The organism is Pseudomonas costantinii, from assembly GCF_001870435.1.
Lineage (GTDB): Bacteria > Pseudomonadota > Gammaproteobacteria > Pseudomonadales > Pseudomonadaceae > Aquipseudomonas > Aquipseudomonas costantinii.
The window spans coordinates 157,801-183,425 of sequence record NZ_MDDR01000065.1 but is presented as its reverse complement, the minus strand read 5'-3'; the positions used below and the strand labels follow the sequence as shown (position 1 = coordinate 183,425).

35 protein-coding genes are annotated in these 25,625 nt (G+C 58.8%); 27 read left to right on the top strand and 8 right to left on the bottom strand.

Going from position 1 to position 25,625, the window contains the following annotated elements; translation table 11 throughout:
* Positions 1-143: 143 nt before the first annotated feature.
* The 23 genes from BFL40_RS31090 to recX all read left to right on the top strand — a co-directional run bounded on the left by BFL40_RS31090 (position 144) and on the right by recX (position 16,009).
* Entirely contained in the window at positions 144-878 is a 735-nt protein-coding gene (locus BFL40_RS31090; RefSeq protein ID WP_074851688.1) for a LexA family transcriptional regulator, read from the top strand.
* A gap of 597 nt (positions 879-1,475) precedes the next feature.
* A complete protein-coding gene (locus BFL40_RS31085; protein ID WP_071487530.1) occupies positions 1,476-1,820 on the top strand; it encodes a phage holin family protein in 345 nt (114 codons plus the stop codon).
* 21 nt (positions 1,821-1,841) lie between these two features.
* A complete protein-coding gene (locus BFL40_RS31080; RefSeq protein ID WP_071487529.1) occupies positions 1,842-2,357 on the top strand; it encodes a hypothetical protein in 516 nt (171 codons plus the stop codon).
* 3 nt (positions 2,358-2,360) lie between these two features.
* Positions 2,361-2,969, top strand: a complete 609-nt coding sequence (locus BFL40_RS31075) for a phage baseplate assembly protein V (protein WP_071487528.1) — start codon at positions 2,361-2,363, stop codon at positions 2,967-2,969.
* Positions 2,970-2,981: 12 nt separating this feature from the next.
* Complete coding sequence (locus BFL40_RS31070) at positions 2,982-3,314, top strand: phage baseplate protein (RefSeq protein ID WP_071487527.1); 333 nt, start codon at positions 2,982-2,984, stop codon at positions 3,312-3,314.
* The gene (locus BFL40_RS31065) at positions 3,311-4,306 is read left to right on the top strand and encodes a baseplate J/gp47 family protein (RefSeq protein ID WP_071487526.1); all 996 of its coding nucleotides are present in this window, start codon (positions 3,311-3,313) and stop codon (positions 4,304-4,306) included. Before BFL40_RS31070 ends, BFL40_RS31065 begins: the two co-directional genes overlap by 4 nt.
* Positions 4,303-4,944, top strand: a complete 642-nt coding sequence (locus tag BFL40_RS31060; protein ID WP_071487525.1) for a phage tail protein I — start codon at positions 4,303-4,305, stop codon at positions 4,942-4,944. The genes BFL40_RS31065 and BFL40_RS31060 overlap by 4 nt, the downstream gene beginning before the upstream one ends.
* A complete protein-coding gene (locus BFL40_RS31055) occupies positions 4,941-5,471 on the top strand; it encodes a phage tail protein (protein WP_071487524.1) in 531 nt (176 codons plus the stop codon). The genes BFL40_RS31060 and BFL40_RS31055 overlap by 4 nt, the downstream gene beginning before the upstream one ends.
* A 48-nt stretch (positions 5,472-5,519) precedes the next feature.
* On the top strand, positions 5,520-6,302 hold the full coding sequence (locus BFL40_RS31050) for a phage tail protein (protein ID WP_071487523.1): 783 nt from the start codon (positions 5,520-5,522) through the stop codon (positions 6,300-6,302).
* 11 nt (positions 6,303-6,313) lie between these two features.
* Positions 6,314-6,616, top strand: coding sequence for a hypothetical protein (locus tag BFL40_RS31045; RefSeq protein ID WP_083374589.1), 303 nt, complete (start codon positions 6,314-6,316; stop codon positions 6,614-6,616).
* A 90-nt stretch (positions 6,617-6,706) separates the two neighbouring features.
* The gene (locus BFL40_RS34175) at positions 6,707-6,880 is read left to right on the top strand and encodes a hypothetical protein (RefSeq protein ID WP_162843037.1); all 174 of its coding nucleotides are present in this window, start codon (positions 6,707-6,709) and stop codon (positions 6,878-6,880) included.
* A gap of 2 nt (positions 6,881-6,882) precedes the next feature.
* On the top strand, positions 6,883-8,049 hold the full coding sequence (locus BFL40_RS31040; protein ID WP_071487522.1) for a phage tail sheath protein: 1,167 nt from the start codon (positions 6,883-6,885) through the stop codon (positions 8,047-8,049).
* The gene (locus BFL40_RS31035) at positions 8,049-8,555 is read left to right on the top strand and encodes a phage major tail tube protein (protein ID WP_071487521.1); all 507 of its coding nucleotides are present in this window, start codon (positions 8,049-8,051) and stop codon (positions 8,553-8,555) included. The genes BFL40_RS31040 and BFL40_RS31035 overlap by 1 nt, the downstream gene beginning before the upstream one ends.
* Positions 8,556-8,604: 49 nt before the next feature.
* Complete coding sequence (locus BFL40_RS31030) at positions 8,605-9,177, top strand: phage tail assembly protein (RefSeq protein ID WP_071487520.1); 573 nt, start codon at positions 8,605-8,607, stop codon at positions 9,175-9,177.
* A 127-nt stretch (positions 9,178-9,304) separates the two neighbouring features.
* Entirely contained in the window at positions 9,305-11,134 is a 1,830-nt protein-coding gene (locus tag BFL40_RS31025) for a glycine zipper domain-containing protein (protein WP_071487519.1), read from the top strand.
* The gene (locus BFL40_RS31020; RefSeq protein ID WP_071487518.1) at positions 11,134-11,517 is read left to right on the top strand and encodes a phage tail protein; all 384 of its coding nucleotides are present in this window, start codon (positions 11,134-11,136) and stop codon (positions 11,515-11,517) included. Before BFL40_RS31025 ends, BFL40_RS31020 begins: the two co-directional genes overlap by 1 nt.
* Positions 11,510-11,722 (top strand): tail protein X, encoded by a 213-nt coding sequence (locus BFL40_RS31015; RefSeq protein WP_071487517.1) that lies wholly within the window; start codon positions 11,510-11,512, stop codon positions 11,720-11,722. Before BFL40_RS31020 ends, BFL40_RS31015 begins: the two co-directional genes overlap by 8 nt.
* 9 nt (positions 11,723-11,731) lie before the next feature.
* Positions 11,732-12,742 carry a contractile injection system protein, VgrG/Pvc8 family gene (locus BFL40_RS31010; protein ID WP_071487516.1) on the top strand — a complete coding sequence of 337 codons (1,011 nt, stop codon included), beginning with the start codon at positions 11,732-11,734 and terminating at the stop codon, positions 12,740-12,742.
* A 21-nt stretch (positions 12,743-12,763) separates the two neighbouring features.
* Complete coding sequence (locus BFL40_RS31005; protein ID WP_071487606.1) at positions 12,764-13,321, top strand: glycoside hydrolase family 19 protein; 558 nt, start codon at positions 12,764-12,766, stop codon at positions 13,319-13,321.
* Positions 13,309-13,809 (top strand): lysis system i-spanin subunit Rz, encoded by a 501-nt coding sequence (locus BFL40_RS31000; protein ID WP_071487515.1) that lies wholly within the window; start codon positions 13,309-13,311, stop codon positions 13,807-13,809. Before BFL40_RS31005 ends, BFL40_RS31000 begins: the two co-directional genes overlap by 13 nt.
* 81 nt (positions 13,810-13,890) lie before the next feature.
* Entirely contained in the window at positions 13,891-14,391 is a 501-nt protein-coding gene (locus BFL40_RS30995) for a CinA family protein (RefSeq protein WP_071487514.1), read from the top strand.
* Positions 14,392-14,474: 83 nt separating this feature from the next.
* Complete coding sequence (gene recA / locus BFL40_RS30990) at positions 14,475-15,533, top strand: recombinase RecA (RefSeq protein ID WP_071487513.1); 1,059 nt, start codon at positions 14,475-14,477, stop codon at positions 15,531-15,533.
* 8 nt (positions 15,534-15,541) lie between these two features.
* Positions 15,542-16,009 carry a recombination regulator RecX gene (recX, locus tag BFL40_RS30985; RefSeq protein ID WP_071487512.1) on the top strand — a complete coding sequence of 156 codons (468 nt, stop codon included), beginning with the start codon at positions 15,542-15,544 and terminating at the stop codon, positions 16,007-16,009.
* A gap of 57 nt (positions 16,010-16,066) precedes the next feature.
* Here recX and BFL40_RS30980 read toward each other — a convergent pair whose 3' ends face one another.
* Positions 16,067-17,179 (bottom strand): LOG family protein, encoded by a 1,113-nt coding sequence (locus BFL40_RS30980; protein WP_071487511.1) that lies wholly within the window; start codon positions 17,177-17,179, stop codon positions 16,067-16,069.
* 377 nt (positions 17,180-17,556) lie between these two features.
* Positions 17,557-17,997: a PA3611 family quorum-sensing-regulated virulence factor gene (locus BFL40_RS30975; RefSeq protein WP_071487510.1), complete on the bottom strand. Its 441-nt coding sequence runs from the start codon at positions 17,995-17,997 to the stop codon at positions 17,557-17,559.
* Between the two features lie 199 nt (positions 17,998-18,196).
* Between BFL40_RS30975 and BFL40_RS30970 the strand changes: the two genes are divergently transcribed.
* The 3 genes from BFL40_RS30970 to BFL40_RS30960 all read left to right on the top strand — a co-directional run bounded on the left by BFL40_RS30970 (position 18,197) and on the right by BFL40_RS30960 (position 20,257).
* A complete protein-coding gene (locus BFL40_RS30970) occupies positions 18,197-18,916 on the top strand; it encodes a tRNA-uridine aminocarboxypropyltransferase (RefSeq protein ID WP_071487509.1) in 720 nt (239 codons plus the stop codon).
* Positions 18,917-19,168: 252 nt separating this feature from the next.
* Positions 19,169-19,819, top strand: coding sequence for a response regulator transcription factor ErdR (erdR, locus tag BFL40_RS30965; RefSeq protein ID WP_071487508.1), 651 nt, complete (start codon positions 19,169-19,171; stop codon positions 19,817-19,819).
* A 69-nt stretch (positions 19,820-19,888) separates the two neighbouring features.
* Complete coding sequence (locus BFL40_RS30960; RefSeq protein WP_174555611.1) at positions 19,889-20,257, top strand: diacylglycerol kinase; 369 nt, start codon at positions 19,889-19,891, stop codon at positions 20,255-20,257.
* A gap of 3 nt (positions 20,258-20,260) precedes the next feature.
* On the opposite strand, the gene BFL40_RS30955 is transcribed toward BFL40_RS30960, so the two are convergent.
* Positions 20,261-21,187, bottom strand: coding sequence for a LysR family transcriptional regulator (locus BFL40_RS30955; protein WP_010212678.1), 927 nt, complete (start codon positions 21,185-21,187; stop codon positions 20,261-20,263).
* 124 nt (positions 21,188-21,311) lie between these two features.
* Between BFL40_RS30955 and fpr the strand changes: the two genes are divergently transcribed.
* Positions 21,312-22,091 (top strand): ferredoxin-NADP reductase, encoded by a 780-nt coding sequence (gene fpr, locus BFL40_RS30950; RefSeq protein ID WP_003231344.1) that lies wholly within the window; start codon positions 21,312-21,314, stop codon positions 22,089-22,091.
* Between the two features lie 56 nt (positions 22,092-22,147).
* Here the strand turns inward: fpr and tsaA are convergent, their stop codons facing one another.
* The 5 genes from tsaA to BFL40_RS30925 all read right to left on the bottom strand — a co-directional run bounded on the left by tsaA (position 22,148) and on the right by BFL40_RS30925 (position 25,583).
* Positions 22,148-22,843, bottom strand: coding sequence for a tRNA (N6-threonylcarbamoyladenosine(37)-N6)-methyltransferase TrmO (gene tsaA, locus BFL40_RS30945; RefSeq protein ID WP_071487506.1), 696 nt, complete (start codon positions 22,841-22,843; stop codon positions 22,148-22,150).
* Between the two features lie 52 nt (positions 22,844-22,895).
* Positions 22,896-23,666: an SDR family oxidoreductase gene (locus BFL40_RS30940; protein WP_071487505.1), complete on the bottom strand. Its 771-nt coding sequence runs from the start codon at positions 23,664-23,666 to the stop codon at positions 22,896-22,898.
* A 131-nt stretch (positions 23,667-23,797) separates the two neighbouring features.
* Positions 23,798-24,259 carry a YehS family protein gene (locus tag BFL40_RS30935; RefSeq protein ID WP_071487504.1) on the bottom strand — a complete coding sequence of 154 codons (462 nt, stop codon included), beginning with the start codon at positions 24,257-24,259 and terminating at the stop codon, positions 23,798-23,800.
* A gap of 68 nt (positions 24,260-24,327) precedes the next feature.
* A complete protein-coding gene (locus tag BFL40_RS30930; RefSeq protein WP_065872498.1) occupies positions 24,328-25,038 on the bottom strand; it encodes an rRNA pseudouridine synthase in 711 nt (236 codons plus the stop codon).
* 71 nt (positions 25,039-25,109) lie between these two features.
* The gene (locus BFL40_RS30925; RefSeq protein ID WP_071487503.1) at positions 25,110-25,583 is read right to left on the bottom strand and encodes a GNAT family N-acetyltransferase; all 474 of its coding nucleotides are present in this window, start codon (positions 25,581-25,583) and stop codon (positions 25,110-25,112) included.
* Positions 25,584-25,625: the final 42 nt, after the last annotated feature.

Sequence of the window (25,625 nt, the reverse complement as noted above, 5' to 3'; positions counted from 1 at the left end):
CTGATTTTGCGATGGCGGCAAGGTTAACACGCGAAGTCGGCCCTTCGCAGGTTGCAAACGGATAGGTATGTAGGCGTGGTCAATGCATAAAATATGCAAATTAGCATTTGCCAACCCCCAAATCTCCCGTCACTATCCCCGCTATGCAAAAACGCAACGTTTCTATCGTCTTAAAAGAACTGCTGGACCGCGACCGGATCTCCCCCACGGAGCTTCACCGGCGTACTGGCGTGCCTCAATCCACGTTGTCCCGGATCCTCAGCGGCAAGATCGTTGATCCGTCGGACAAGCACATTTCCCGCATCGCCGAGTACTTCCGTGTGAGCACCGACCAGCTGCGCGGGCGCGCGGCGGTGGGCGTTTTGCGCGACGATGGGCGCGACCCGATGCATTCGGAACTCAAGGACATAAGCCTGTGGGACGACGACACACCCGTTAATGATGACGAGGTGTCGATCCCCTTTCTGCGTGAGGTTGAATTGGCTGCTGGATCAGGAAGATTCGTCATCGAGGAAAGCGAGAAGGCTAGCCTGCGGTTTGGCAAGCGCAGCCTGCGGCATAACGGTGTGCAGTTCGACCAGGCCAAGTGTGTGACGGTGCGCGGCAACAGTATGTTGCCGGTACTGCGCGATGGCGCCACGGTGGGGGTGAATGCGGGCAAAAGTGGCATTGGTGACATCGTCGATGGCGACTTGTATGCCATTAATCACAACGGCCAGTTGCGCGTGAAACAGCTCTACCGCCTGCCTTCCGGGATTCGCTTGCGCAGTTTCAATCGCGATGAGCACCCGGACGAGGACTACAGCTTCCAGGATATTCAGGATGAGCAGATCAGCATCCTCGGTCATGTGTTCTGGTGGGGCATGTACGCCCGTTAACCTCCTTACGTAAGACAAAGCCCGCTCATGAGCGGGCTTTTTTTCGCCTGAAGAAAATCATCAGGCCCTCAGCCTGCAGGGCCTTAAATGCATCCGTGCATTTGTCCGGCAAAAATAAATGCATTTGTGCATTGACTGTATATGCATACATGCATATTCTCCATCTCAAGCCAGCCAACAAGGCCTGGTGGAGGCGGCAAGGATGCTGCCAAGGAAGACAAGGAAGGCACGCAACATCGGCAAGGACGCCATCGAAGCGATGGCAGGGATGCCAGGCAACACCGGCAAGGATGCCGACGCTCTTTAGTTTTACCGCTTCAAAAAACAGGCAGCGATGAACCGGCCTAATAACGGTTCAGAGGGTTGGCAACTGACCCGGGTGTGCAGCGTAAAGCACCAGAAGCAGTTATCCGGCAGACAGGGATCGTGGTCGGAAAAACATTGAGGAAAGAACCGTACCGCGCCAGTAGCGCCGAAAGTTCGAGGAAATCATTACTGAAAAGCCCGGGCAACCGGGCTTTTTGGAATGCCTACCCATAAATGGAATTACCCAAAAAATCGGCCCTTTGCCGGTAATGCTCAGCCAGGAGGCGTGACATGACAAACGAGCAGCAAGCGTTAGCGGAAATGCCTATCTGGCTGGTGATCGCACTGGCCCTGATCGGCGGGGTGTCCGGTGAAATGTGGCGTGCCGACAAGGAGGGCGCCCGTGGCTGGTCGCTGATTCGGCGCCTGGCCCTGCGGTCCGGGGCGTGCATGGTGTGTGGGGTCTCGGCATTGATGCTGTTGTACGCCGCCGGCATGTCGATCTGGACCGCCGGTGCCTTGGGTTGCCTCACCGCCATGGCCGGCGCGGACGTCGCCATCGGCCTTTATGAACGTTGGGCGGCCAAGCGGATTGGGGTCGATCAGGCCCCGCCCTCCCGCCCGGATCAGTCATAACCGCTGCAAGGACGCGACCAGATGACACTAATCGAAAAACCTTCCCGGCTTCCCGTGGCCATTGGCGATGCGTTGAAAAGCGCCTTCCCACAATTGCGTGTGGGCAATCATCAAGACTTTAAAAACACAGGCGACAAAACCGGCGTGCTGATCACCGTTGAAGGCAACGGCCCGGGCATTCGCTCCCTTGAAGGCCGCAAGGCCCATGCGCTGTCGGTTTCACTCAAGGCCACAGTCGCTGACGGCTCCGCACCTTTTGAGGCCTGCGACCTAGCCAGCCAATTGATGGACCTGGCCCTGGATAACCGCTGGGGGCTGCCGGCTGACCAGTGCGACTTGCCCGCCGCCCTTGTCGCGGCGCCGTCGATTCAAACGGGTGCCGAAATGGACTACGACACTTGGACCGTGTCCTTCACCCAAACCCTCTACCTCGGCCCTTCGTTGCTCGAAGATCCCACAGGCACACCGCTGTTTGCCTGCACTTGGGAAGTCTCGAACATCAACGACCCGAACCAATATCGGCCACTGCAGGAGTAGTCCATGTTCGATGCGCTGTTACGCATGCAACTGGGGCCAATCGTTGAGCGCCTGGCCGAAATGGAGGCTCAGCTCGAAGACCTTTACCGCCGCGCCGAAAGCTTCTGCCGGATTGGTGTGTGCCAGGAGGTCGACGCCGGCAGCAATACCTGCAAGGTCAGCCACGGTGAATTGCTCACCCCGGCTATTCGATTTTTCAACCCCAGCGCAGGTGCGCAAACCGAGACCCGCATCCCATCAGTGGGTGAGCAATGCTTGTTGCTCAACTACGGCGGCGGGGAAGGCGGCGGCCAGTCGGTAGCCTTGTTCGGCCTCAACAGTAGTCTCTTTCCTCCGGTTTCCAGCGTTGCATCGCTGACTCGGAGGCGCCATCAAGACGGTACTCAAAGCGACTACGACGATGCCAGCCACACCTTCAATTGGGTCAACGGCACGACCACGTTCAGCGGCTCCCGCGAACAGGTCGACGTCAAGGTCGGCGCCGCCAGCCTGACGATCAACGCCCAGAGCATCACCCTGCAAATCGGCGGCACCGGCCTGTTGCTGGATGCCGGCGGCGCGCACTTCAGCGGCCCGGTGGTGGACCACCAAGGTCGAGTCATCAGCCCCTGATAAGGACATCCCATGATCGGTATCGACCGAAACACCGGGGCAGCCGTCGATGACTGGCTGCAATTCGTGCAGCGTGCCACCCGAGCGCTGACTACCCCCGTGGGCACTCGTCAGAAACGCCCGCTGTACGGCTCGATGATCCCGCAACTGCTCGGCCAGAACCTGGGCGACGACCTGCTGATCCTCGCCCAAAGCCACGCCGCCCAGGCGTTTTACAACACCCAGAACGGCATCGGCGACTTTCAACCCCAGGTCATCGTCGCCACCCGCCAAGGCGCAGGTTTGCTGCTGCGTTTTGCCGGGACTTGGAAAAACTGCCAACAATCCTTTGAGGTCGTGACATGAGCATGCTGATCCCTGGCCAGAACCAACTGGCGGAGCCTGCCATCATCGCGGTCGACGCGTTCGAACCGTTGCTGGCGGAATTCAAGGCGTTTGTCGTCGACTACGTCGCCACCCGCGCTCCGCAAAGCGCGGCCAAACTCAAGGTTAGCCTCGACAATGAGAGCGAGTTGCTGACCCTGGCCCTGGAAGCCTTTTGCGTCCGCCTGCAAACCCACGAGCGCAAATACAACGCCCGCATCAAACAGATGCTGGCGTGGTGGGCCACCGGCAGCAACCTCGATGCACGCCTGGCCGACATGGGCCTGGAGCGGCAAGTGCTCGACCCCGGTGACCCGGCCGCCTTCCCGCCGGTGCCGCCAACCCTGGAAAGCGATGACGATGCTCGGCTGCGTTACTACCTGGCGCCCCACGCCCCGGCAGCGGGCTCACGCATGCAGTACCGCCGCGAAGTGTTTACCCTCGGCGAGCGGCCTACGGTCAAGGTGCAAAGTGCGACGCCCGGCGTAGTCACCGTTAGCTACACCTTCGACCCTGACGGCTATGCGGCCCAGGTCAAGGACGGCAACGGCCGTCGCACGGCGCCGGGTGAAGTGATGGTCACGGTGCTGTCACGGGAAGGCGATGGCACGCCATCGACCGATTTGCTTGACGGTGTGCGCCGCCATTTCGCACGCCCCGATGTGCGGCCGGAGACTGATCTTGTCACCGTCCAGGGCGCACAGATTCAACCGTACAAGATTCGTGTGGTGGCCAAGATCAATGCCGGCCCGGACTCCGGGCTTACTCAAGTAGCCGCCCAGAAACTATTGCAAACCTATGCCGACTCCTGCCATCGCCTGGAAGGACGGGTGGACCCCAGCTGGATCGACTACGCCATTCACAGCGCTGGCGCGGCACAACTGCAGATCCTCGAACCGTTGCAGCCGATTATCAGCACTGCGTTCCAGGCCCCGTACTGCACAGGTGTTGAAGTGGAGGTGCGCACGCTATGAATGACGAACCCAAGGCGAGTCTGTTGCCGGCCAACAGTTCACCGCTGGAAAAGGCCTTGGACCTGGGCTTCGGAAAGTTACTCGAGCGGGTTATACCGCCGTTTCCTGCGTTGATGAGTCCGCTGCAAACGCCTACCGAATTCCTGCCCTACCTGGCCGCCGACCGGGGTGTCAGTGAATGGGACGCCAGCGCCAGCGAAGCCGAAAAACGCCTGACCGTGGCCTTGTCCTGGCAGATCCAACGCCAGGCGGGCACGCCCAAGGCATTGAGTTACGCGGTGGAATCACTGGGTTTCACTCCCAACATCAGCGCCTGGTATCAACAGCGCCCGCTGGGTGTGCCTTACACCTTCGACGTGCAGGCAATCATCGGGCGCAGCTGGTCCAGTGGTGACCATAACCGGCTGATCCGCCGCATCAACGCGGCGCAGAGCGAGCGGGACCGGGCGACGATCACCGTTGTTCATGAGACCGAAGGTCAACTGGCGTTTACGCAGATGCTCCATGCCCCATTCAGCGACGGCGAGCTGTATTTGGACGGCGCACTGCCGGAATTGGCGCTGGTTGCTCGACTTAACAGTGCCGGGGTTGCCCAGCACTACACCATTAACGACTACGACCTCAGGGCGCAGCCATGACAGATGACATTACGCGCCTGGTGCGCTTCACCTCCAAAGGTTTGGATGAAGTGCTGCAGGCAAAGAACCAGGGCCTGAAAGGCGAAATCACCCACATCGGCGCCGGCACCGGCCGCTATAACCCGGACGGCACGGAAGTGGCCTTGCGCGACGAACGCCAACGGGTTGCCATCGTGGATTACGAAGACCTGGGCGACCGCCAACTCAGGATGGCCGCGCTGTTCGATGGCGAGGGTGAATATGAGATTGGCGAGTTCGGTTTTTACCTCGCCAGCGGGACTTTGCTGGCGGTGTATTCCGTTGCAGGGAAGTTGCTGACGTATAAAGCGGCGGCAGCTCGGGTACTGCAGAAGTTCACGCTGGATATTTCACCGTTGCCGGCAGATAGCGTGACGGTTGTGGTGGGGAGTGAAAACCTGAATGTGTTGTTGGCTGAAGAGATCGCGATCATGGCGGCGGCTTCGGTGGACAATATGTCCCGGCATGTGGATTTGATGCTCAGGGTTATGCATCTCGAAGCGAAGTAATGGCGCTTACAAAAGTGCTGAAAAGACAAAGTTGACAGGGAGTTGATGATGGGAATTGAAGCGACGATTACGAAAGTTGTGGATGCATGCAATAAGCTGACCGACACAGTGACCAACCAGATTGGCAAGATTGATGCGCGCATGGATACGGCGTCCAGTCAGTTCACAACGTGGCGTAATAGCGTGCAGGCCAAGGATATTAATGGGCGTGCACTTTATAAGCAGGAGATCGATCTGACCGGTTTGTCGACCGATGTAGTTTACCCAGTATGGTGGACTATGCCGGGTAACGAGGCGGGTGAAACCGAGATTACGATTTCTCGTTTTTTTGCACGAGACAGTGACAAGGCACCCTTCGGTGAAGGGATTTACCATATTGCAGGCTTGAACTTGCAGTTAGAGGGAGTGGGCTTTCCATGGAATGGCGATGCTAACTTTTTGACGATCAAACGTATATCGCAAACGTATCGCGAAACGGTGCGCGGCATTTCGTTCGGCATGATTTGTACCGCACGAGCTGTCACGGGGCTAAAACCCATGTATGTCGGTTTGGTTGCAGGTCAACTGACGACCGCTCCACAATTTTCCGGTTTGTACCTGAGAGGCGGGCTAAGTTACACCATTACCAAAACCTTTGATTACCCGGTTAACTTCAGCAAGCTGGATACTGAAGTGATTATGAAGGATGACGTCACTGCCGAGTGGGAAGTGCGTTGGGTAGTTAAGCCATATACGTTAGCCCAAGCGGAAGCTGTCCTTGGCAAGACCTTGGAAGAAAAGCGTTTGGCTTATTCGTATGACAACGACACTCGATACACCGCCAAGGTTTAAGGACGGATCAAATGACTTTGTTTATTGAAAAACTGGTGACCCCAGCCGGTGCCGCATTGATTAACGTACCCGCGAATGCGCAAACCCTCCAAGGGCTTGGGTTTAACGATGAGGCCGCTCGCGCACTGATCGATAAAGCCACCGCCGCTGCCGCATTGGCCACCACCATTGCCGCGCGTCGTGCTGCCTACGTCAGTGAGGCGGACCCCATGTATTTGGAGTGGCAATACGACGGCACCACCGAGAAAGAAAAAGACTGGCGTGCCAAGGTCGCCGAGATCAAAGCCCGCTTCCCATTGCCGGAAGATAAGTAACCCTCCCCACCGCGAAAGCGGTTTTTTTACGCCCACCCAAAGCCCCTCTCCGCAGGGGCTTTGGCGTTTCTCACCTGGAGAATTTCACCCATGCACAACCGACAAACCTACACCGTCCTCATCCCATTTCCCACCGGAGGTGGCCATTGGTCCACCGTCGGCGAGGAGCTGGAACTGCTCGACGTCGAAGCATCCGCCTTGCGCACCGCCGGCCGCCTGGAACTGACCAGCGTCCTTAACTCCATCCCCAAGAAGGCTGACTAATCATGGCTGAGGTTTTGAACTTCGAGCACAACGGCATCACCGTGAATGCCACCGAATCCCCCGAGGCCATGGGTGGCCTCGGCGACAACGTCATCGGCCTGGTCGGCACCGCGCCGAAGGCCCATGCTTCGATCCCGAAAAATGCCCCGTTCCGCATCAACAGCTTCACCACCCAGGCACTGCTGGACCCAACCGGCAGTGAGTCGGGCACGCTGTTCCACGCGGTGTACCAGATCCTCAAAGTGGTGAAGGTGCCGGTCTATGTGGTGATCGTCGAAGAGGGTGCTACCCCGGCCGACACGATTAACAACGTGATCGGCGGCAGTGAGCCAATCACCGGCCGCAAACTGGGCCTGGCGGCCTTGAGCAGCGTCCCGGAAGACCTGACCATCATCGGTGCCCCAGGCTTCACCGGCACCAAGGCCGTTGCCGGTGAGTTCGCTTCCTTCGGCAAACGCATCAAGGCTCGTGTGGTATTGGATGGCAAAGATGCGTCCGTCGCCGACCAAGTGACCTACAGCGGCGAGCTGGGCGGTGCCGACCTCGGTTTCGACCGTTGCCTGCTGGTGCACAACATGCCGTCGGTGTACTCCAAAGCGGCCAAGAAAAATGTGTTCCTGTCGCCGTCGTCACTGGCCATTGCGGCATTGGCCAAGGTCAAGCAGTGGGAAAGCCCAGGTAATCAGGTGACGTTCGCCGAGGACGTTTCCCGCGTGGTCGAGTACAACATCCTCGACACCTCCACCGAAGGCGACCTGCTCAACCGCTACGGCGTGAGCTACTACGCCCGCACCATCCTCGGCGGTTTCTCGCTGCTGGGTAACCGCTCCATCACCGGCAAGTTCATCAGCTACGTCGGCCTGGAAGATGCGATCAGCCGCAAGCTGGTCAAGGCCGGACAGAAAGCCATGGCCAAGAACCTGACCAAGTCCTTCATGGACCAGGAGGTCAAGCGCATCAACGACTGGCTGCAAACCCTGGTCGCCGACGAAACCATCCCCGGCGGCAGCGTGTACCTGCACCCGGAGTTGAACAGTGTCGAGAAGTACAAGAACGGCACCTGGTTCATCGTCATCGACTACGGCCGCTACGCGCCGAACGAACACATGATTTATCAACTCAACGCTCGCGATGAAATCATCGAGCAGTTCCTGGAGGACGTTCTCTAATGTTTACCAACCGAGTCAGACAGGCCATTGCGGCCACCCTTCAAGGCCTGCCGTTGTCCGCGACTGTGGAAGAGTTCACCCCGCCGAAGATTGAATTCGACATGGAGCCTATGTCCGGCGGGCGTTTCATCGCCGAAGAAATGGCCAAGAGCGGCAAGGTGCTGGGTGCCAAGTTGGTCCTGCAAGGCGCTGGTCCGGAAATCATGCTGGCCCTGGGCGTGCGCTTGGGTGATGACATCCTGCTGAACGTGCGTGAAGCAGGCCAGGACCAGGACGGCAAGACCTACTTCACCTACCACACCGTCGGCGGCAAGCTGAAATCCCTGGAGGAGGCGAAGCTGAAGATGGGCGACAAGGCCACCACCACGTTGGATCTGTCCTGCCGCACCTACAACCGCCTCGAAAACGGCATCCCGGTGATCGACATCGACGTGCGCACCCAGAAGTTTGTGCTCAACGGCGTCGACATCCTCGGCGATGCGCGCCGCGCGGTACTGATGCCTTAACCCCTGGGGGCGGGTTTTCCCGCCCCTGTTTTTCATCAAGGAATTGCCCATGGCCTGGATGCCTCCGCTGCACCTCCTGCTCTCGCCGATCACCGCCGACACCGGTGCTACGATCGAGCAGGTTCAACTCAAACCGCTGTACTACGCCGCGCAAAAAGACGCGCTGGCCCGGGCCGGTGATGACGAGGACGATCAGTTCTTTGAGCTGGCGAAACTCGCCACCGGCCTGTCGGAAAAAGAGCTCGACCAGCTCAAACGCCCGGACTACGTGAGCATCGCCCAGTACGTGCATGAGATGTCGACACGTCCTGCATCGTTCTTCCTCGGCGCACCTGATGAAGCATCGTCCTACGAGCAGGTAAACCTGCTGCTGCCCCTGGACGCCGCCGGTCGCAACCTGACCACGCTGTCCCTGGAAATGCCTGCCCTGCGCGCGACCAAAGCCATGAAAAAACTCGGCACCAACAAAGAGCGCGCCGAGTTCATCACCGCTCACTGCACCGGCCTGATGATCCCCGATCTCGCCAGCCTGACCGTACCCGACTGGACGGAACTGCAGGAGCGCATCGACGATTTTTTAAATCAACCGGCGGACTTCTTTCGGAGCGCGACATCGAAGTAATCCTCGATGTGGTGCCACTGATTTACTCGGTCAATGAGGCGGAGATCCTCGACTGGGACGCCGGAAAAGCATTGCGCCGCTACGACATCGCGATCACTCGCCTTGGCGTCAAACAGGAGTAAGCGAGATGCAGGATACGTATTCGCTCGCCTATGCCATGGCCAGGGATGGTCAGGGTATTGTTGGCCACGCAGTCGGCGCCAAGGGGGCCGATGCCGTCAACCCGGGTCCTTTGGTACCCGAAAGTATCAAGGCTGCGCCACTTTTATCGCCCCTGAGTTTGGCCCTGGCCAATGCGGGTCTGGAACTCAATGGGCTGTCTCTGTCCCTAGGAGTATTGCGCAACAGTGTCGAGGCGCTGGACGCCTCCCTGTCGCGGTTCAAGGATGTGGGTATTAGTCGCTCCAACACCCGCGAACAGGCCGAGCAAAAGAGCACCACTGAAATCAATTCGAGCACGCCTCAGGATCTGCACCTGACCCGTGAAGCCATGACCGTGCACGTGAAGAGCCTTGATCCGGTCGCAGCCTTTCAGCAATCGTTTACAGCGCCACCCGCCCCGGAAAAAACGATAACGGTGTTGCGAGAGGAATCCACGAAAAGCGAGGCGAGCCTAACCAAAACGCTTGAGCCTGTGTCGGTATTAGGGGAAGGAACTTGGCTGGAAGCCAAAACCAGCGTGATGAACAGCGCCAACCATTGGGCCAGCGACTCTCCGGCTGCCGCTACGACCGTTAAAACTGCTGAGGCAGTGGTTTTGCCTGTGCTTACCGGCTTTTTTTCGGGTTTGGGAGAGACGATTAAAACGCGGGTGACGGGCAACCTGGTCGACGTGACGTTGGGCAAGTTGCCTGGCGTGGCTGGTAAGCTTTTCAAGGATGGCGGATTCGAAAAGGATAAGTCGTGCTGCTGTAAAGACGCGGCCCAAGCCTCACCGAGCAGTCGCCGCACTGCACGCAAAAGCGCATCTGCCGGGAAGAAAGGTACCCAAAGACCGAAATCGCAGACGCCACAGAAGACGAGGAAGTCGCAGAAGTCGCTGAAGTCGCTGAAGCCGAAGAACACGCTGCACTCGCAAAAGAAGCAGGCGCCCGCGAAGTTAGTTCCTGCAAAGACCGGTGGCGCCTTCGCATCCTGGCGCAGTGCTTTTGGGCGGGGTGTTCAGTCACTTTTTCCCGCGAATTCGTCAGGGTTCAATGCCGGTGCTCCTACTCAAACTCTACAACCACGTGGGGCCCAGGCGAAGAGCCGAAAGAACAACAGCTTTCCCCGTCAACCGGCTTCAAGCAGAGGGCCAGGGCTGATCGAAGCACTGGAACGGGGGCTTGTTCCCATGCCTTCCGAAACTCGCGCAAAGACCCCGCCACTTACACAGACCGCCAGCCATGAGCGTTTAGCCGCGCCTGTGACTCACCCGCCGAAAATACCGGCCTCTGGTCTGTTGGGCACGGTGAGCAAGCTGGAGTCGTCGGCCGCCCGCCGCCTTGGTCCGATGAAGTACGTCGACACTGCTTTTGATGTGGTGCAGGGCGTGCGCAACGGCGACGCAAAAGCAGTCGGCGCCGGCCTCAGCACTGCCGGTGGCGCCTGGGCCGGAGCCTCTGCCGGCGCAGCTATTGGCACCCTGATTTTCCCAGGCGTCGGCACCGCTGTAGGCGGCGCCATCGGTGGCTTGCTCGGCAGCGAGGCGGGTACCTGGCTCGGTGACAAATTGTTTGGGGCGAGTGATCGCCTGCCCTCACCGAGCGCAGTGAGCAAGGAACTCAACAGCGCGCGAAGCGACAGCGTGCAGGTCTCTATTGCCCCAAGCATCCAGATCACCGGCGTTAACCCGGCCGATGCCCAGCAAGTCGTCAATCAGGTGATCCAGGCCCTGCAATTTCAATGCATGCCGATGGTTACCGATTCCCTCGGTATCCGGCGTAACGCGGCACTGGCCGATACAGGAGGTGATTGATGCGACAGCAAATGGTGCTGGGCGACTTTATTTTTGGTTTGGCCCGAGGCTTTGCCTATTCCACGTTGATTCGTAACACCGATGGCGGCTGGACTGACCTGGCAATTATTGCCAGCAAACCCCAGTCACGTCAGAACGGGCAAAAACTGGAAAAGCTCACGTTTGGTGGCACGGCCATGTACGCGGTCGGCATGCAGCGATTGGACGAGTTGCGCGCATTGCAAAATGCGCGCGCGCCGTTGCCTCTGGTCGATGGCATTGGCCGCAACTGGGGCCTGTGGCGGATCAATTCGGTGGTGGAAAACCAGAGCAATGTGATCGATGACGGCACCGCCATGGTCATGACCTGGACCCTTGAATTGGAGGAGTTCGTCAATGCGTAGAGTGCGAAGTATTGCCGGTGATTCGGTCAACCTGCTGCTCTATCGCGAGTTGGGTCGCTGCGATGACGCCGCCGAAGAAAACCTCTGGCGCTTGAACCCCGAGCTTGCTGAATATGGCCCGGTGCTGCCGGCTGGCGTGTGGGTCATTGTGCCCGAGCTGTCAACGCAGCCAAGTGCCGTGAGACCCGTTTTGGCCTGGGATTAAGGAGGTTGCATGGCACAGGAATTTACGCCGGTTGTGGAGTTTTACGGCGCCAATGCTGCACTGCTCAATGAGCGCTTGATGCGCTGGAGCCACACCGACGTCTCGGGCGTTGAGAGTGACCGGTTGGAGCTGACCCTCAATATCGAAGGGCTTGAAGGCTTGCCCAGCCTGAATGGCAAGATCGGGTTGCGCATCGGGTATCGGGAGACAGGTTTGGTGGAAAAGGGCGAGTTTGTCGTCACCCAGCGAACCCCCGTGCTGTTTCCCATGCGCTTGATGATTGTGGCGACAGCCGCGCCTTTCAGCATGGAGGACGCCAGCGGTTACCGCCAGCGTCGATCCGCCAGTTATGGCCCGACCACTTTGGGGGCGCTGTTTCGCCAACTGGTCAGCCGTCACGGTTTTTCACCGCGCGTGGCGCCTGCGCTGGAAGGCATTTCGATCCCTCATATCGACCAGTCCAACGAAAGCGACATGGCGTTTATCACGCGGTTGGCCAAGCGATACAGCGCGGTCACCAAACCCTTCAACGAGCTGTATGTGCTGGCCGAAGCCGGGCAGGTCAAATCACTTTCTCTCCAGCAACTGCCAGAGGTGAAGTTGTCGGTGACCCAGGACAATCGCCCGGGTGAGCACGCGTTCATTACCGCCAAACTCGACGAAACCTCACGTGCCAAATATGAGGGTAGCCGCGTCACCTGGTGGGATGCGGCCGCAGGCAAGCAACGTGTGGTACAGGTCGGAAATGCCCCGTTCAAAACCTTGCGCCAACGCTGCCAGAACGAAGCCGAAGCCCGCAGCGTGGCCGAGGCCGAATTACGGCGTGTAGGGCGCGAAGACTTGAAGTTGCAGATTGATTGCCCTGGTAACCCGTTGCTGGCTGCTGAAGGGTTGCTGCGGCTGGATGAAACCTGGCCTTCGTATATGCAGGGGCAATGGTCGATTACCAAAGTGGTGCATGTTGGCGACCCGGCGACGGGCTATCGCAGTTCGATCACGGCCGGTGGGTTGTCGACGTAGCCTCTTTACGGAGCGAAAATGCTGGTAATAACACTCCCCCAATTGCTTCAAGTGATGCCTGGAGCCCGTCTTAGAGCGGGCACTTTTTTAACCTCTCTAAATGCTGCTATCACTCGTTACGGGATCAATAGTCCGAAACGCTTCGCTGCCTTCCTCGCTCAAATCGGTCACGAATCCGGCCAACTGCGTTACGTGCGTGAACTGGGTAGCGATCAATATCTGAGTAAATACGACACCGGCCCTCTGGCCGGGCGCCTGGGCAACACCCCCGAAGCGGACGGTGACGGCCAGAAGTATCGGGGCAGGGGGCTGATCCAGATCACGGGGCGACGCAACTACCTGGCCTGCAGCCAGGCCCTGTTTGGCGATGATCGCTTGCTGCAACACCCCGAACTGCTTGAGCAACCGCAATGGGCCTGTGAGTCCGCTGCATGGTTCTGGCAAAGCAATGGCCTGAATGAACTGGCCGATAAAGACCAGTTCACCACCATTACCCGGCGCATTAATGGCGGGATCAATGGCCTGGAGGACCGTTTGCAATTGTGGGCGCGGGCGAAGGTGGTGTTATGCGTTTCTTAGGAATGCTCCGTCTTATCGGCGTCTGCCTACTGATGGCGTTGGTGTGGCAGGTGCAGGCTTGGCGATATGGCGCGCAGCTTGAGCGGCAATCGGCTGACCATGCGCAGGCGCTCAGCCAGCAAAGCCTGGCGGCCGTGCATCAACAACAGACCGATCAGGATAAACGGCTGGCCCTGGAGCAACAGCTCGTCGCCAGCGACCAACACCATGCGCAGGAGTTGAACGATGCCCAACGCAATCAAGCGTCTCTGCGCGACCGTCTGGCCACTGCTGATGTGCGGTTGTCAGTCCTTCTCGACACCACCGCCCCCACCAGTGGCAACCCAATGCCAACCTCCACCGCCGCCGGCGGCGTGGTTCATGCAGCCGCGCGAGCCCGACTTGACCCGGCGCATGCTCAACGAATTATCGGCATCACCGACGACGGTGATAACGCCTTGATCGCTTTGCGTGCTTGTCAGGCGTATGCGCAGGCCGTCGCGCGCTAGTCTCTTGATGCACTCTGTAACTTGCATGGTCGATGGGCTCCTGTAGGGTAGGTAAACCCCCGCCCACTTCTGGAGACGACCGTGAAGGAAATCACTCAACTAGCCGCTGAACTGGGTCGCCGTTTGCAGGTGCTCAATGCCCACGTCACCACTGCCGAGTCCTGCACCGGCGGCGGTATCGCCGAAGCCATCACGCGGATACCCGGTAGTTCGGCCTGGTTCGAGGCGGGGTATGTCACGTACTCCAATCGACAGAAGACCCGGCAACTGAATGTGCCACAGGAGCTGTTCCCCAAAGTCGGCGCCGTCAGCCAGGAAGTGGTGGAGGCGATGGTCAGGGGCGCGCAGGAAAAAAGCCTGTCGCGATTTGCCGTGGCGGTCAGCGGTGTAGCGGGGCCGGATGGCGGCTCGGCGGACAAACCGGTGGGCACGGTATGGCTGGCGTTCGGTGTTGGCGAGGAGGTGACGGCCGAGCTCCAACACTTCTCCGGCAACCGGGATGAGGTCCGCCGACAAACGGTAAAGGCCGCGCTAGAGGGCTTGTTGCGACGAGCTGCAGCAGAAATAGAAAATCAGGGGTAGGCGATCTCGGATCTTTGTGGAACAATACTGTCTACTTATACAGGTGTTGGCCGCCAGGCCTTATTGATTACGTGAGGACTTTAATGGACGACAACAAGAAGAAAGCCTTGGCTGCGGCCCTGGGTCAGATCGAACGTCAATTCGGCAAGGGTGCCGTAATGCGTATGGGCGATCACGACCGTCAGGCGATCCCGGCTATTTCCACTGGCTCTCTGGGTCTGGACATCGCGCTCGGCATTGGCGGCTTGCCAAAAGGCCGTATCGTTGAAATCTACGGTCCTGAATCTTCCGGTAAAACCACCCTGACCCTGTCGGTGATTGCCCAGGCTCAAAAAATGGGCGCCACCTGCGCGTTCGTCGACGCCGAGCACGCCCTGGATCCTGAATACGCCGGCAAACTGGGCGTCAATGTTGACGACCTGCTGGTTTCCCAGCCTGACACCGGTGAACAAGCACTGGAGATCACCGACATGCTGGTGCGCTCCAACGCCATCGACGTGATCGTGGTCGACTCCGTGGCAGCCCTGGTACCCAAGGCTGAAATCGAAGGCGAAATGGGCGACATGCACGTGGGCCTGCAAGCCCGTCTGATGTCCCAGGCGCTGCGTAAAATCACCGGTAACATCAAGAACGCCAACTGCCTGGTGATCTTCATCAACCAGATCCGTATGAAGATCGGCGTGATGTTCGGTAGCCCGGAAACCACCACCGGTGGTAACGCGCTGAAGTTCTACGCTTCGGTCCGTCTGGATATCCGCCGTACCGGCGCGGTGAAGGAAGGTGACGAGGTTGTGGGTAGCGAAACCCGCGTTAAAGTTGTGAAGAACAAAGTGGCCCCGCCATTCCGTCAGGCTGAGTTCCAGATTCTCTACGGTAAGGGTATCTACCTGAACGGCGAGATGATCGACCTGGGCGTGCTGCACGGTTTTGTCGAGAAGTCTGGCGCCTGGTATGCCTACAACGGGAGCAAGATCGGTCAGGGCAAGGCCAACTCGGCCAAGTTCCTGCAAGACAACCCGGATATCGCCGCCACGCTTGAAAAGCAGATCCGCGACAAGCTGCTAACCGCAGCGCCAGACGTGAAAGCTGCAGCCAACCGCGAGCCGGTTGAAGAAGTAGAAGAAGCCGACACTGACATCTGAAGCAAACGATGACTGTTGTACTGGATACACTCGTCGCCGTACGGCGCACTGCGATGGACCTGCTCGCTCGCCGCGAGCATGGTCGAGTCGAGCTGACGCGTAAATTGCGTCAGCGCGGTGCGCCTCCCGAGATGATCGAAACCGCCCTCGACCGCTTGACGGAAGAAGGGCTGTTGTCGGAATCACGTTACCTCGAAAGTTTTGTGTCCTACCGAGCCCGTTCCGGCTATGGCCCTGCGCGAATTCGTGAAGAGCTGAGCCAGCGCGGCCTGCAACGCGCTGATATCGACCTCGCCCTGCGTGAGTGCGGTATCAGTTGGCAGTCGCAGTTGGAGGACACCTGGCGTCGCAAGTTTTCCGGGCATTTGCCGATTGATGCCAGGGAGCGAGCGAAGCAGGGGCGCTTCTTGAGTTATCGCGGGTTTTCGATGGAGATGATCAGCCGTTTGTTAAGCGGCCGAGATCTGGACGACTGAGCAATACAAAAAAAGGCCCACTATGAAAATAGTGGGCCTTTTTTTTGCTTTAAAAAATCACGCCGGCTCTGGCGTCACTCGCTGCTGAGTCTTCCCCTGAGCCTGTGCCCAGTTTTCCGGCAAGTTGATGTAATCCACCAACTCCCGCAGCCGTCCCTGATCACGCCCGTTGAAGTTGAACACCAACCGCGTCAAATGGCTGAACGTTGGCTCATCATGTTCCTCGCCCGTATAGGAGAGCTGCTGGAACACTCCGCTTAGCCGCAGGCTGGCAAACTCGCTTTGCAAGTGGGCCAGTGCGCGATCGCTGAGTGGGTGATTCATGCGCACCACAAACTCGCGCTTCAACCAGCGCGTGGAATGGAAGTTGGCATAGAACCGGTTGATCTCATCCACCGCTTCCTCAGCGCTGTGCACCAGGCGGACCAGCTTGAGGTCGGTAGGCAGGATGTAGCGATTGGCTTCCAACTGGCTACGGATGAAATCCAAGGCGCTTTGCCAGAAACCACCGCCTGGCGCATCCAGCAATACCACCGGCACCAGCGGGCTTTTACCGGTCTGGATCAGGGTCAGTACTTCCAGCGCTTCGTCCAGGGTGCCGAAACCACCTGGGCACAACACCAGCGCATCGGCTTCTTTGACGAAGAACAACTTGCGAGTGAAGAAGAAGTGGAATGACAGCAGGTTTTCGGTGCCATCGATGGTCGGGTTGGCGTGTTGTTCAAATGGCAGGGTGATGTTGAACCCCAGGCTGTGTTCCAGGCCTGCCCCTTCGTGCGCTGCGGCCATGATGCCGCCGCCGCCGCCGGTGATGACCATCAAATCCGATTGCGCCAACATCGCGCCGACTTCCCGGGCCAAGGCGTACAAAGGGCTTTCGACGGGTGTGCGCGCCGAGCCGAATACCGTCACCTTGCGCCGGTCCTTGAACTGTTCGAGTACACGGAAGGCGTTGTCCAGTTCGCGGATCGCCTGCAGGGTGATTTTGGCATTCCACCGGTTACGGTCATCATGAGCCATACGTAGAACGGTCAGGATCATGTCGCGATAAAGGGGAATATTTGGGCTGTTGGGAGCGATCAGCTGGAGTTGCGCGTCGACCTGCTGTGTGAGGTCGGTCCCGTTTTCTTCAAAATGACGGAGCAGGAGGTCATTCGATTCGTAAGGCATTCAACTTCTCCTTCTTCACAGAGACTGGGCATCGGCGAGATATTCGTCCGAGGCCACGACACCGCATGTGTCGCTGCATGCCAGAGGCATTGCACGGTGTTTGCCAGGCGGCAAAACGGCTCTGTATGTTCCTTGTGATTTGGAAACTTTTGCACTGCAAGTCGCAGGAGGGCAACCCTCTTTTGCCCTGGAAATGTTACAGAACGGCGTGAAAAACGCTGTAGATGGGCTGCCGGGATAACTTGATCATGAGCCGAAAAACCCTTGGCTGGCAACCGGTTATTGGTCACACATCATGGAGTTTAGTTGTAGGCAGGTAAATGAAGCGGGGAGGGTTGCGCGCCACTGGGCAGCAGCGCGCGACGGTCAGGCGAGTGTTACTTTTTCTTCTTCGCAGCAGTGGGGGCCGGGCAATCCGCTTCCGCAAACTTGACCGAGGCCACTGGGCGATTGGTCTTGTTTTCAGTGATGTCGTAGCGCATCACCGCGCCCTTGGCCATCAACTCGCGGTAACCCTTGTTCAGGCACACGCTTTGACCCAGCTGGAAATACACCGCCTTGGGGTTGGCGCGCATCTGTTCTGCCCGGTCAGACTGCACGCTGAGGTGATCAATCAGCTGCATGCCTTCTACGGTGTAGGCCACTTCCAGGGTTTTTTCATCGATTTCCCGGGGCAGGTCCTTGTTGCTTTCCGCCGCGACGCTTTGCAGCTTCTGGTTCATTTGGGCCTCCAGCAGTGAGGCTGCTTGAGCGCTCATGGGCAAGACCAGTGCAAGGGCGACGGACGGAACGACAAGGCGCAGCATGGAATGCAGCATGAAACTCTCCTGATTCGGTTACTGGTGCATAGACCAGCCACTGCGCTGTGCGTTCAGTGGCGCGCAATTATAGGTGACCCTTCGGCACTACAGCCAGGCGTATTGCTGGGAAGTGCGGGTGGCTCTGGTAAACTGCGGCCACTTAAAGCCTCCCTCGAGTTCCCTCAGTGTTGATTTCCCCTTCCTTGCGGCGTATCCGATGAGCCACGCCGTTTCCCGCTTGCGCACCCAGCGCCTGGCGCGGGCCGTCAGGCCTTTCCTCAACCGTGGCTCCCGTGCCGAACGTTGCCCCGGCTGCCGGGTGATTCCCGAGTACTGCCTGTGCGCCTGGCGCCCCAAGGTGGCGGCCCGGTCCGCCATGTGCCTGCTGATGCACGATGTTGAACCGATGAAACCGAGTAATACCGGCTGGCTGATCGCCGATGTGATCGACGACACCACGGCATTCGCCTGGTCGCGTACCGAAGTCGACCCTGACTTGCTGACCTTACTGGCCGATCCACAATGGCAGCCTTATATCGTGTTCCCCGGCGAGTTCGTGGCGCCCGGACGGGTTGTCAACGAAGTGAGCGTGGAGGAGGGCAAGCGCCCGCTGTTCATCCTGCTGGACGGTACTTGGAGCGAAGCGCGCAAGATGTTTCGCAAGAGTCCCTACCTGGAGCACTTGCCGGTATTGAGCCTGGCGCCGGAGCAGCTATCGCGCTACAAACTGCGCCGCTCCAAACGTGATGATCATTTCTGCACCGCCGAAGTGGCGGCGTTGTGCCTGGAACTGGCCGACGACCAAGCTGCCGGCGAAGTGCTGGACGCCTACTTGGACGTGTTCAGCACCCATTACCTGGCCGCCAAGTTTCAGTTACCCCTGGACCCGACGGACATCGTCCATACACGTCTTGCACCCTATATCCCGGCGGTATAACCAGACGACGTTTGCATGATGGCACCGTAAACCCGTAACCCGCTAAAATGCCCACGGGTGTAGTGCTTGACCCCCCAGGCTACGCTGGGCATGCTGGGCGCCGATTGGGGCGTAACCGTGAATTTTCAGCGTCGTTTCGGGTGTTTTTGACGTTGAGTATGCCCTGTGGCGATGGCTGCCTGGCCGTCGCCTTGTGTATTGGCGACCCCTGAACCCATCAGGGGTCCCCTAAAAAACAGGATCATTTAATCAATGGCCACATACGAAATCCTGATAGCCGATGATCACCCGCTGTTTCGCAGTGCGTTGCATCAGGCCGTAACCCTGGGCCTTGGCCCGGATGTTCGCTTGGTCGAAGTGGCGAGCATTGCCGAGTTGGAAACCCGCCTTACCGAAAAGTCCGATTGGGACCTGGTGCTGCTCGACCTGAACATGCCCGGTGCCTACGGTTTCTCGGGGCTGGTGTTGCTGCGCGGGCAGTATCCGCAGATCCCGGTGGTGATGGTTTCGGCCCAGGAAGAAGCTGATGTGGTGGTGCGCTCCAAGGAGTTTGGCGCCAGCGGCTTCATTCCAAAGTCCAGCTCAATGGAAGATATCCAGAAAGCCGTGCGCACTGTGTTGGATGGCGATGTGTCCTGGCCACCGCAAGCGTTTGAAGAAATCAACGTGTCGGACGAAGCCAGGGCCGCCCGTGATGGCCTTGCCAGTTTGACGCCTCAGCAGTTCCGGGTGTTGACCATGGTCTGTGAGGGGCTGTTGAACAAGCAAATTGCCTACGAGCTGAGCGTGTCGGAAGCGACTATCAAAGCCCACGTTACGGCGATCTTCCGCAAGCTTGGCGTGCGTACGCGGACCCAGGCCGCGCTGCTCTTGCAACAACTTGAGTCAATTTCGCAGCATTAAGTCTTTATCTATTCACGCTTTTTTGACTTTGCGTGATCTAGCTTCCCCACTTCTTTGGTTCAGTTGTCTATATCTATGTCGCCTTTCAAGGGTCAAACCGGTATCAAACGTATTCTTAACGCAGGGGGTTATTCCCTGGATGGTCTGCGCGCGGCCTTCACCGGCGAGGCGGCGTTCCGTCAGTTGGTATTGCTGAACGTCATCCTGATCCCGCTGAGTTTTTTCCTGCATGTCAGCCGGGTCGAGCGTGCTTTGCTGATCGCTGTCTGCCTATTGGCCTTGATCGTTGAACTGCTCAACTCGGCGGTGGAAGCGGCTATCGACCGGATCTCCCTGGAGCGCCACCCACTGTCGAAAAACGCCAAGGACATGGGCAGCGCCGCGCAATTCGTGGCGCTGACCATGATCACCCTGGTGTGGGCCGTCATCCTGATCTAACGATCAGGCAATGCTTGGCAGCACGATCTCGTCGCTGCGCTGAACCCCAGCGGTAAAGGCGCGGCACAGTTCCAGGAACTCGCGCATCGCCGAGGTCTGGTACTTCTGTTTGTGCCAGATGAAGTAGAACTGCCGGGCCAGGTCCAGGTCCGGGGTTTCCACCGGCACCAGGCTGCCACGGCGAAACGCATCCCGTAGCGCCAGCCGGGAAATGCAGCCAATCCCCAATCCCGATTCCACTGCACGCTTGATCGCCTCGGTGTGTTCCAGCTCCAGGCGGATGTTCAGCGCGCTACGGTGATGGCGCATGGCCTGGTCAAAGGTCAGGCGCGTGCCCGAGCCTTGTTCCCGCAGAATCCATGCTTCATGGGTCAACTCATCCATGCTCGCCACGCCACGCTTGGCCAGGTGATGTTGGGGGGCGCAAAACACCACCAGCTCATCTTCCACCCAGGTTTGCACCTCGATGTCCGGATGGCTGCAGTCACCTTCGATTAGACCCAAGTCAATTTCGTAGTGCGCCACCTGGTGCACGATATGTGCAGTGTTCTGTACATGCAGCTTCACCTGGCTCTCGGGGTGCTGCTGCATGAAGCTGCCGATCAGCAGGGTAGCCAGGTAATTGCCGATGGTCAGGGTGGCGCCCACCGCCAGGGAGCCGAAGCCGGATTTGCCGTTGAGCAGGTCCTCGATCTCCTTGGCCTGGTCCAACAGTGCCACGGCCTGGGGCAGCAACTGATGACCGAGGGCGTTAAGGCTCAAGCGCTTGCCCGCGCGGTCGAACAATTGGCAGCTGGATTGGCGCTCCAGCTCAGTAATCGAGGTGCTGGCGGCGGATTGAGATAAGGCCAGAAGGCCAGCAGCGCGCGAGACGCTTTCCTGCTGGGCGACGGCGACGAAGACTTGCAGTTGACGTAGAGTAAATCGCATATCGATATAACCGATAACCCTTATCTTAATAATCCAGTTAACAGATATTGTCGCCGCCATTAGAATGCTGTGCAATTGCGCATCTATCATTTGGCGCAGACCCATTTCCAGGAGTTCCCCGTACATGAGCAACATGAACCACGAGCGTGTCCTCAGTGTTCATCACTGGAACGACACTCTGTTCAGCTTCAAGTGCACCCGCGACCCGGGCCTGCGCTTCGAGAACGGTCAGTTCGTGATGATCGGCCTGCAACAGCCTAATGGCCGCCCGCTCATGCGCGCTTACTCCATTGCCAGCCCAAACTGGGAAGAGCATCTGGAGTTCTTCAGCATCAAGGTGCCGGATGGTCCGCTGACTTCCCAATTGCAGCACTTGAAGGAAGGCGACGAGATCATCATCAGCAAAAAACCGACAGGCACCCTGGTGCTTGACGATTTGAAGCCGGGCAAACACCTGTACCTGCTCAGCACCGGTACTGGCCTCGCTCCGTTCATGAGCGTGATCCAGGACCCTGAAACCTACGAGCGTTTCGAAAAAGTGATCCTGTGCCACGGCGTGCGTTACGTCAACGAAGTCGCTTACCGCGAATTCATCACCGAGCACCTGCCGCAGAACGAGTTCTTCGGCGAGGCCCTGCGTGACAAGTTGATCTACTACCCAACCGTGACCCGTGAGCCGTTCGAAAACGAAGGCCGCCTGACCGACCTGATGCGCAGCGGCAAGCTGTTCACCGATATCGGCCTGCCGCCGATCAACCCCGAGGACGACCGTGCCATGCTGTGCGGTAGCCCAAGCATGTTGGACGAAACCAGCGAAGTGCTGAACAGCTTCGGCCTGAAAGTTTCGCCACGGATGCGTGAACCGGGTGATTACTTGATCGAGCGCGCGTTCGTCGAGAAGTAAGCGACACAAAAACCGCGTTGCCTGAAAGGGCCGCGCGGTTTTTTTATGCCTGCGATTTACTTGGCGGCGACCACTTCCAGTACACAAATCATCCCGGCTTCCGGATAGTGCCACCGCACATCCACGTCCCAGAACTGCGCGCCATACTCACGTTCAGGCCCAGGCGTCTGATACGCCGGCCGTGGGTCCTGTGCCAAACACTGTTCGATCAATGCCACCAAGGGTTCGTCAAGGCGCTGGGCGTGGCCTTGTGCCTGGTGCAGGGCTGTCTTCAGCCATTGCACGCCAATTAACTGCGGCGCCGCGCTGGCGATGCTGTTGGTGGCTGTGTCGACAATATCGGCGTAGGGCACATACGGTTTGATGTCGAGAATCGGTGTGCCGTCCAGCAAGTCGATACCGGATATCCACAGGCGGCCATCTTCCACCTTGTCCAGCTTGACCACCGACTGGCCAATGCCGTTGGGCCGGTGAGTCGCGCGGGTAGCAAATACGCCCATGGACTTATTGCCGCCCAGACGAGGCGGACGTACCTTCAGTCGGGGTTTATCTTCCAGCGCCTGGTGAAACAGGAACAGCAACCACACATGGCTGACCTGCTCCAAACCCTGCACCGCTTCACCCTGATCGAACGGTGCCACCAACTCCAGCACCCCACGGGCGGCGGGGGCCAGTTGTGGTTGGCGCGGAATGGCGAACTTCTCCTTGAAGCAGGAGCGGACAAAGCCGATAGGCGAAACGCTGTAGGTCATGGTCTGAGGTCGAAGCGGGCTGAGGCGGGCATGATAACCCGAGGCAAGCCCCTCAGAGACTGAACCCGCCATCCAGCGGAATAATATTGCCGGTCATATAGGCGCCAGCGGTGCTCGCCAGGCTGATCGCGAGTGCTGCCATCTCTTCCTCGCGGCCCCAGCGTTTCATCGGTATCAGCGCCGTGTCTTCTGCCAGGGCCTGCTCATCGTTGCCAATATGCTGGGTCATCTTGCTGGGGAAGCGCCCGGGAGCAATCACGTTGACGTTGATGTGCTGGCTCACCAGTTCCCGCGCCAGAATTCGCGACAGTTGGTGTAGGGCCGCCTTGCTTGGTCCGTAGGCATACGCCTGCTCGCCAAACGACGAGATGCCAGCCACCGAACCGATATTGATGATCCGAGCCGGATTAGCCTGCGAACCGGCCTTGCGCAATAACGGCAGCAGTTGCTGGATGCAGTTGAACACCGAGGTCACGTTCAGTTGCATGACTTTCTCCCAGCCCTTGACCGGATAGCTTTCCAGCGGCGCACCCCAGGTGGTGCCGGCGTTATTCACCAGAATATCCAGCTGGCCGATTCGTTCGCCCAAGTGCGCAGCCAATCGCGCAACGCCTTCTTCCTGTGCCAGGTTGGCGGCCAAACCGTGGCACTCACCCAATGCACTCAATTCGATGGCGGTTTGCTCGCAGGCCTCGGCATCACGGGCGCAGACGTAGACGATGGCGCCGGCCTCGACAAACGCCTTGGCGATCATCTTGCCGATACCACGGGTGCCGCCGGTCACCAGAGCGGTGCGGCCTTGCAGGGAGAAATAAGGGTGCATGGGCAATCCTGAGCGAAAGGGGAAGAGGCTTCACCCTAGTCGCCAGCCGCTGGAAGCGGAGCCACTATTTTGCAGCGGAATGGAGGGTCATGCGTGCCTGCGGGGCCCGAAGGCCACCGCAAGCCATGCGATCAGGTGCGAACGCGCAGGGTCAGGCCCTTGAGGAAGTTGCGCAGCAACTGGTCGCCACACGGACGGTAGTTGGTGTGGCCGAACTTGCGGAACAGCGCGCTCAGCTCAGGTTTGGACACCGGGAACTCGGCGGCCTTGAGAATGGCGTGCATGTCGTCTTCCTTCAGTTCGAAGGCTACGCGCAGTTTCTTGAGGATGATGTTGTTGGTCACTGGGGTTTCGATCGGTTGCGGCGGACGGCTTTCGTCCTTGCCGCGCTTGAAGATCACCAGGCCATCGAGGAAGTGCGCCATGACCTCGTCCGGGCAGAATACAAAACCTTCTTCCTCATCTTTCTTGAGGTAGGTCAGCAGGTCGTCTTTGGTCACGTCCATGCCGCCGAGCTTGATGATCTCGACCATCTTGTTGTCGCTGATGTCGAGCATGTAGCGCACGCTGCGCAGTACGTCGTTGTGAATCATGGTGGGCAATCCTGGTTTTCAACGGTGGACACCGCCGAGTGGGCAGTGTCGAGAAAAGGGGGAACGGCTTAGAACTTCTCTTTGCCGGACAGATAACGCCATTGGCCTACCGGCACTTTACCGATGGATACGCCGCCAATGCGGATGCGACGGATGGCGATGACTTTCAAACCAACCGCTTCGCAGAACAGCGCAATCACACCCGGTTGCGGGTTTTTCATCGCAAAGCGCAGGCGGTTTTCGTTTTGCCAGCTGGCTTTGACGGCCGGCAGCTCTTTGCCTTTGTAGGTCAGGCCGTGGTTCAAGCGGTTAAGGCCGTGGGCAACCATGTCACCTTCGACCTCTACCACGTATTCCTGCTCGATCTTGGCGGCATCGGCGGTCAACTTGCGCAGAATCTTCCAATCCTGGGTAAACACCAACAGGCCGCTGGCCTTGGCTTGCAGGTCGGCGCTGGCGGTCAGGCGCAGGAAGTGGCCTTTGAGCGGGCGCTTGCTGAAGCGGTGTTCTTCGGACAGGGTCTCAGCGCTGATCGAGGCCATTGCCGTCTCGGCGTCCACGCCAACCGGCGCGTGCAGCAGAATGGTCACCGGCTCCGGCACGGTGGCCTTGGCTTCGGGGTCCAGCTCGACTTTTTGGGTGGTGACCTTGAACTGCGGCTCGTCGATCACTTCACCGTCCACCGAGACCCAGCCGCCTTCGATAAACAGCTCAGCCTCCCGACGGGAGCAACCGACCAGTTCGATAAGGCGTTTGGAGAGGCGTATGGGGTCAGTCATGACAAGGGCCGTAGCAAAAGGGGGCGGCTATTGTACCTGTGTGGGCGCGGTTAATCCCGGCCCCATTTCATTTAGCCCTGGCGTGCCTGTTGCTGCACCTGGCGCAAACGCATGTGCAGCAACGGGTAGGGCTGCCCAAGCCCATCATGTTCCGTGCGTCCGATCACCTCGAAACCCTGTTTGAAGTAAAAGCCCAGGGCCTGGGGGTTCTGTTCGTTGACGTCCAGTTCATCGGCGTTCAAGTGTTCGATCGCATACCGCAGCAATTGTCGGCCCAGGCCTTCGCCACGATGCTGTGGGGCGATAAACAGCATCTCGACCTTGCCTCCCGCCACGCCGGCAAACCCGGTGATGCGTTGGCGCGAGTCCTTGGTGCAGATCAACATGACGGCGTCCAGGTAGCGCGTCAGCACCAGGTTCTTCAGCAATACGATGTAGCTATCCGGCAAAAAATCGTGGGTCGCTCGAACCGAGTCTTCCCATATTTGCGCCAATTGCGCGTAGTCGCTGCTTTTAGGTGTGTGGATAACCGAATGCTGACGCATGCCCGCTGCCCCTTGCTGATGATTGGCGTCGATGGGCAAACG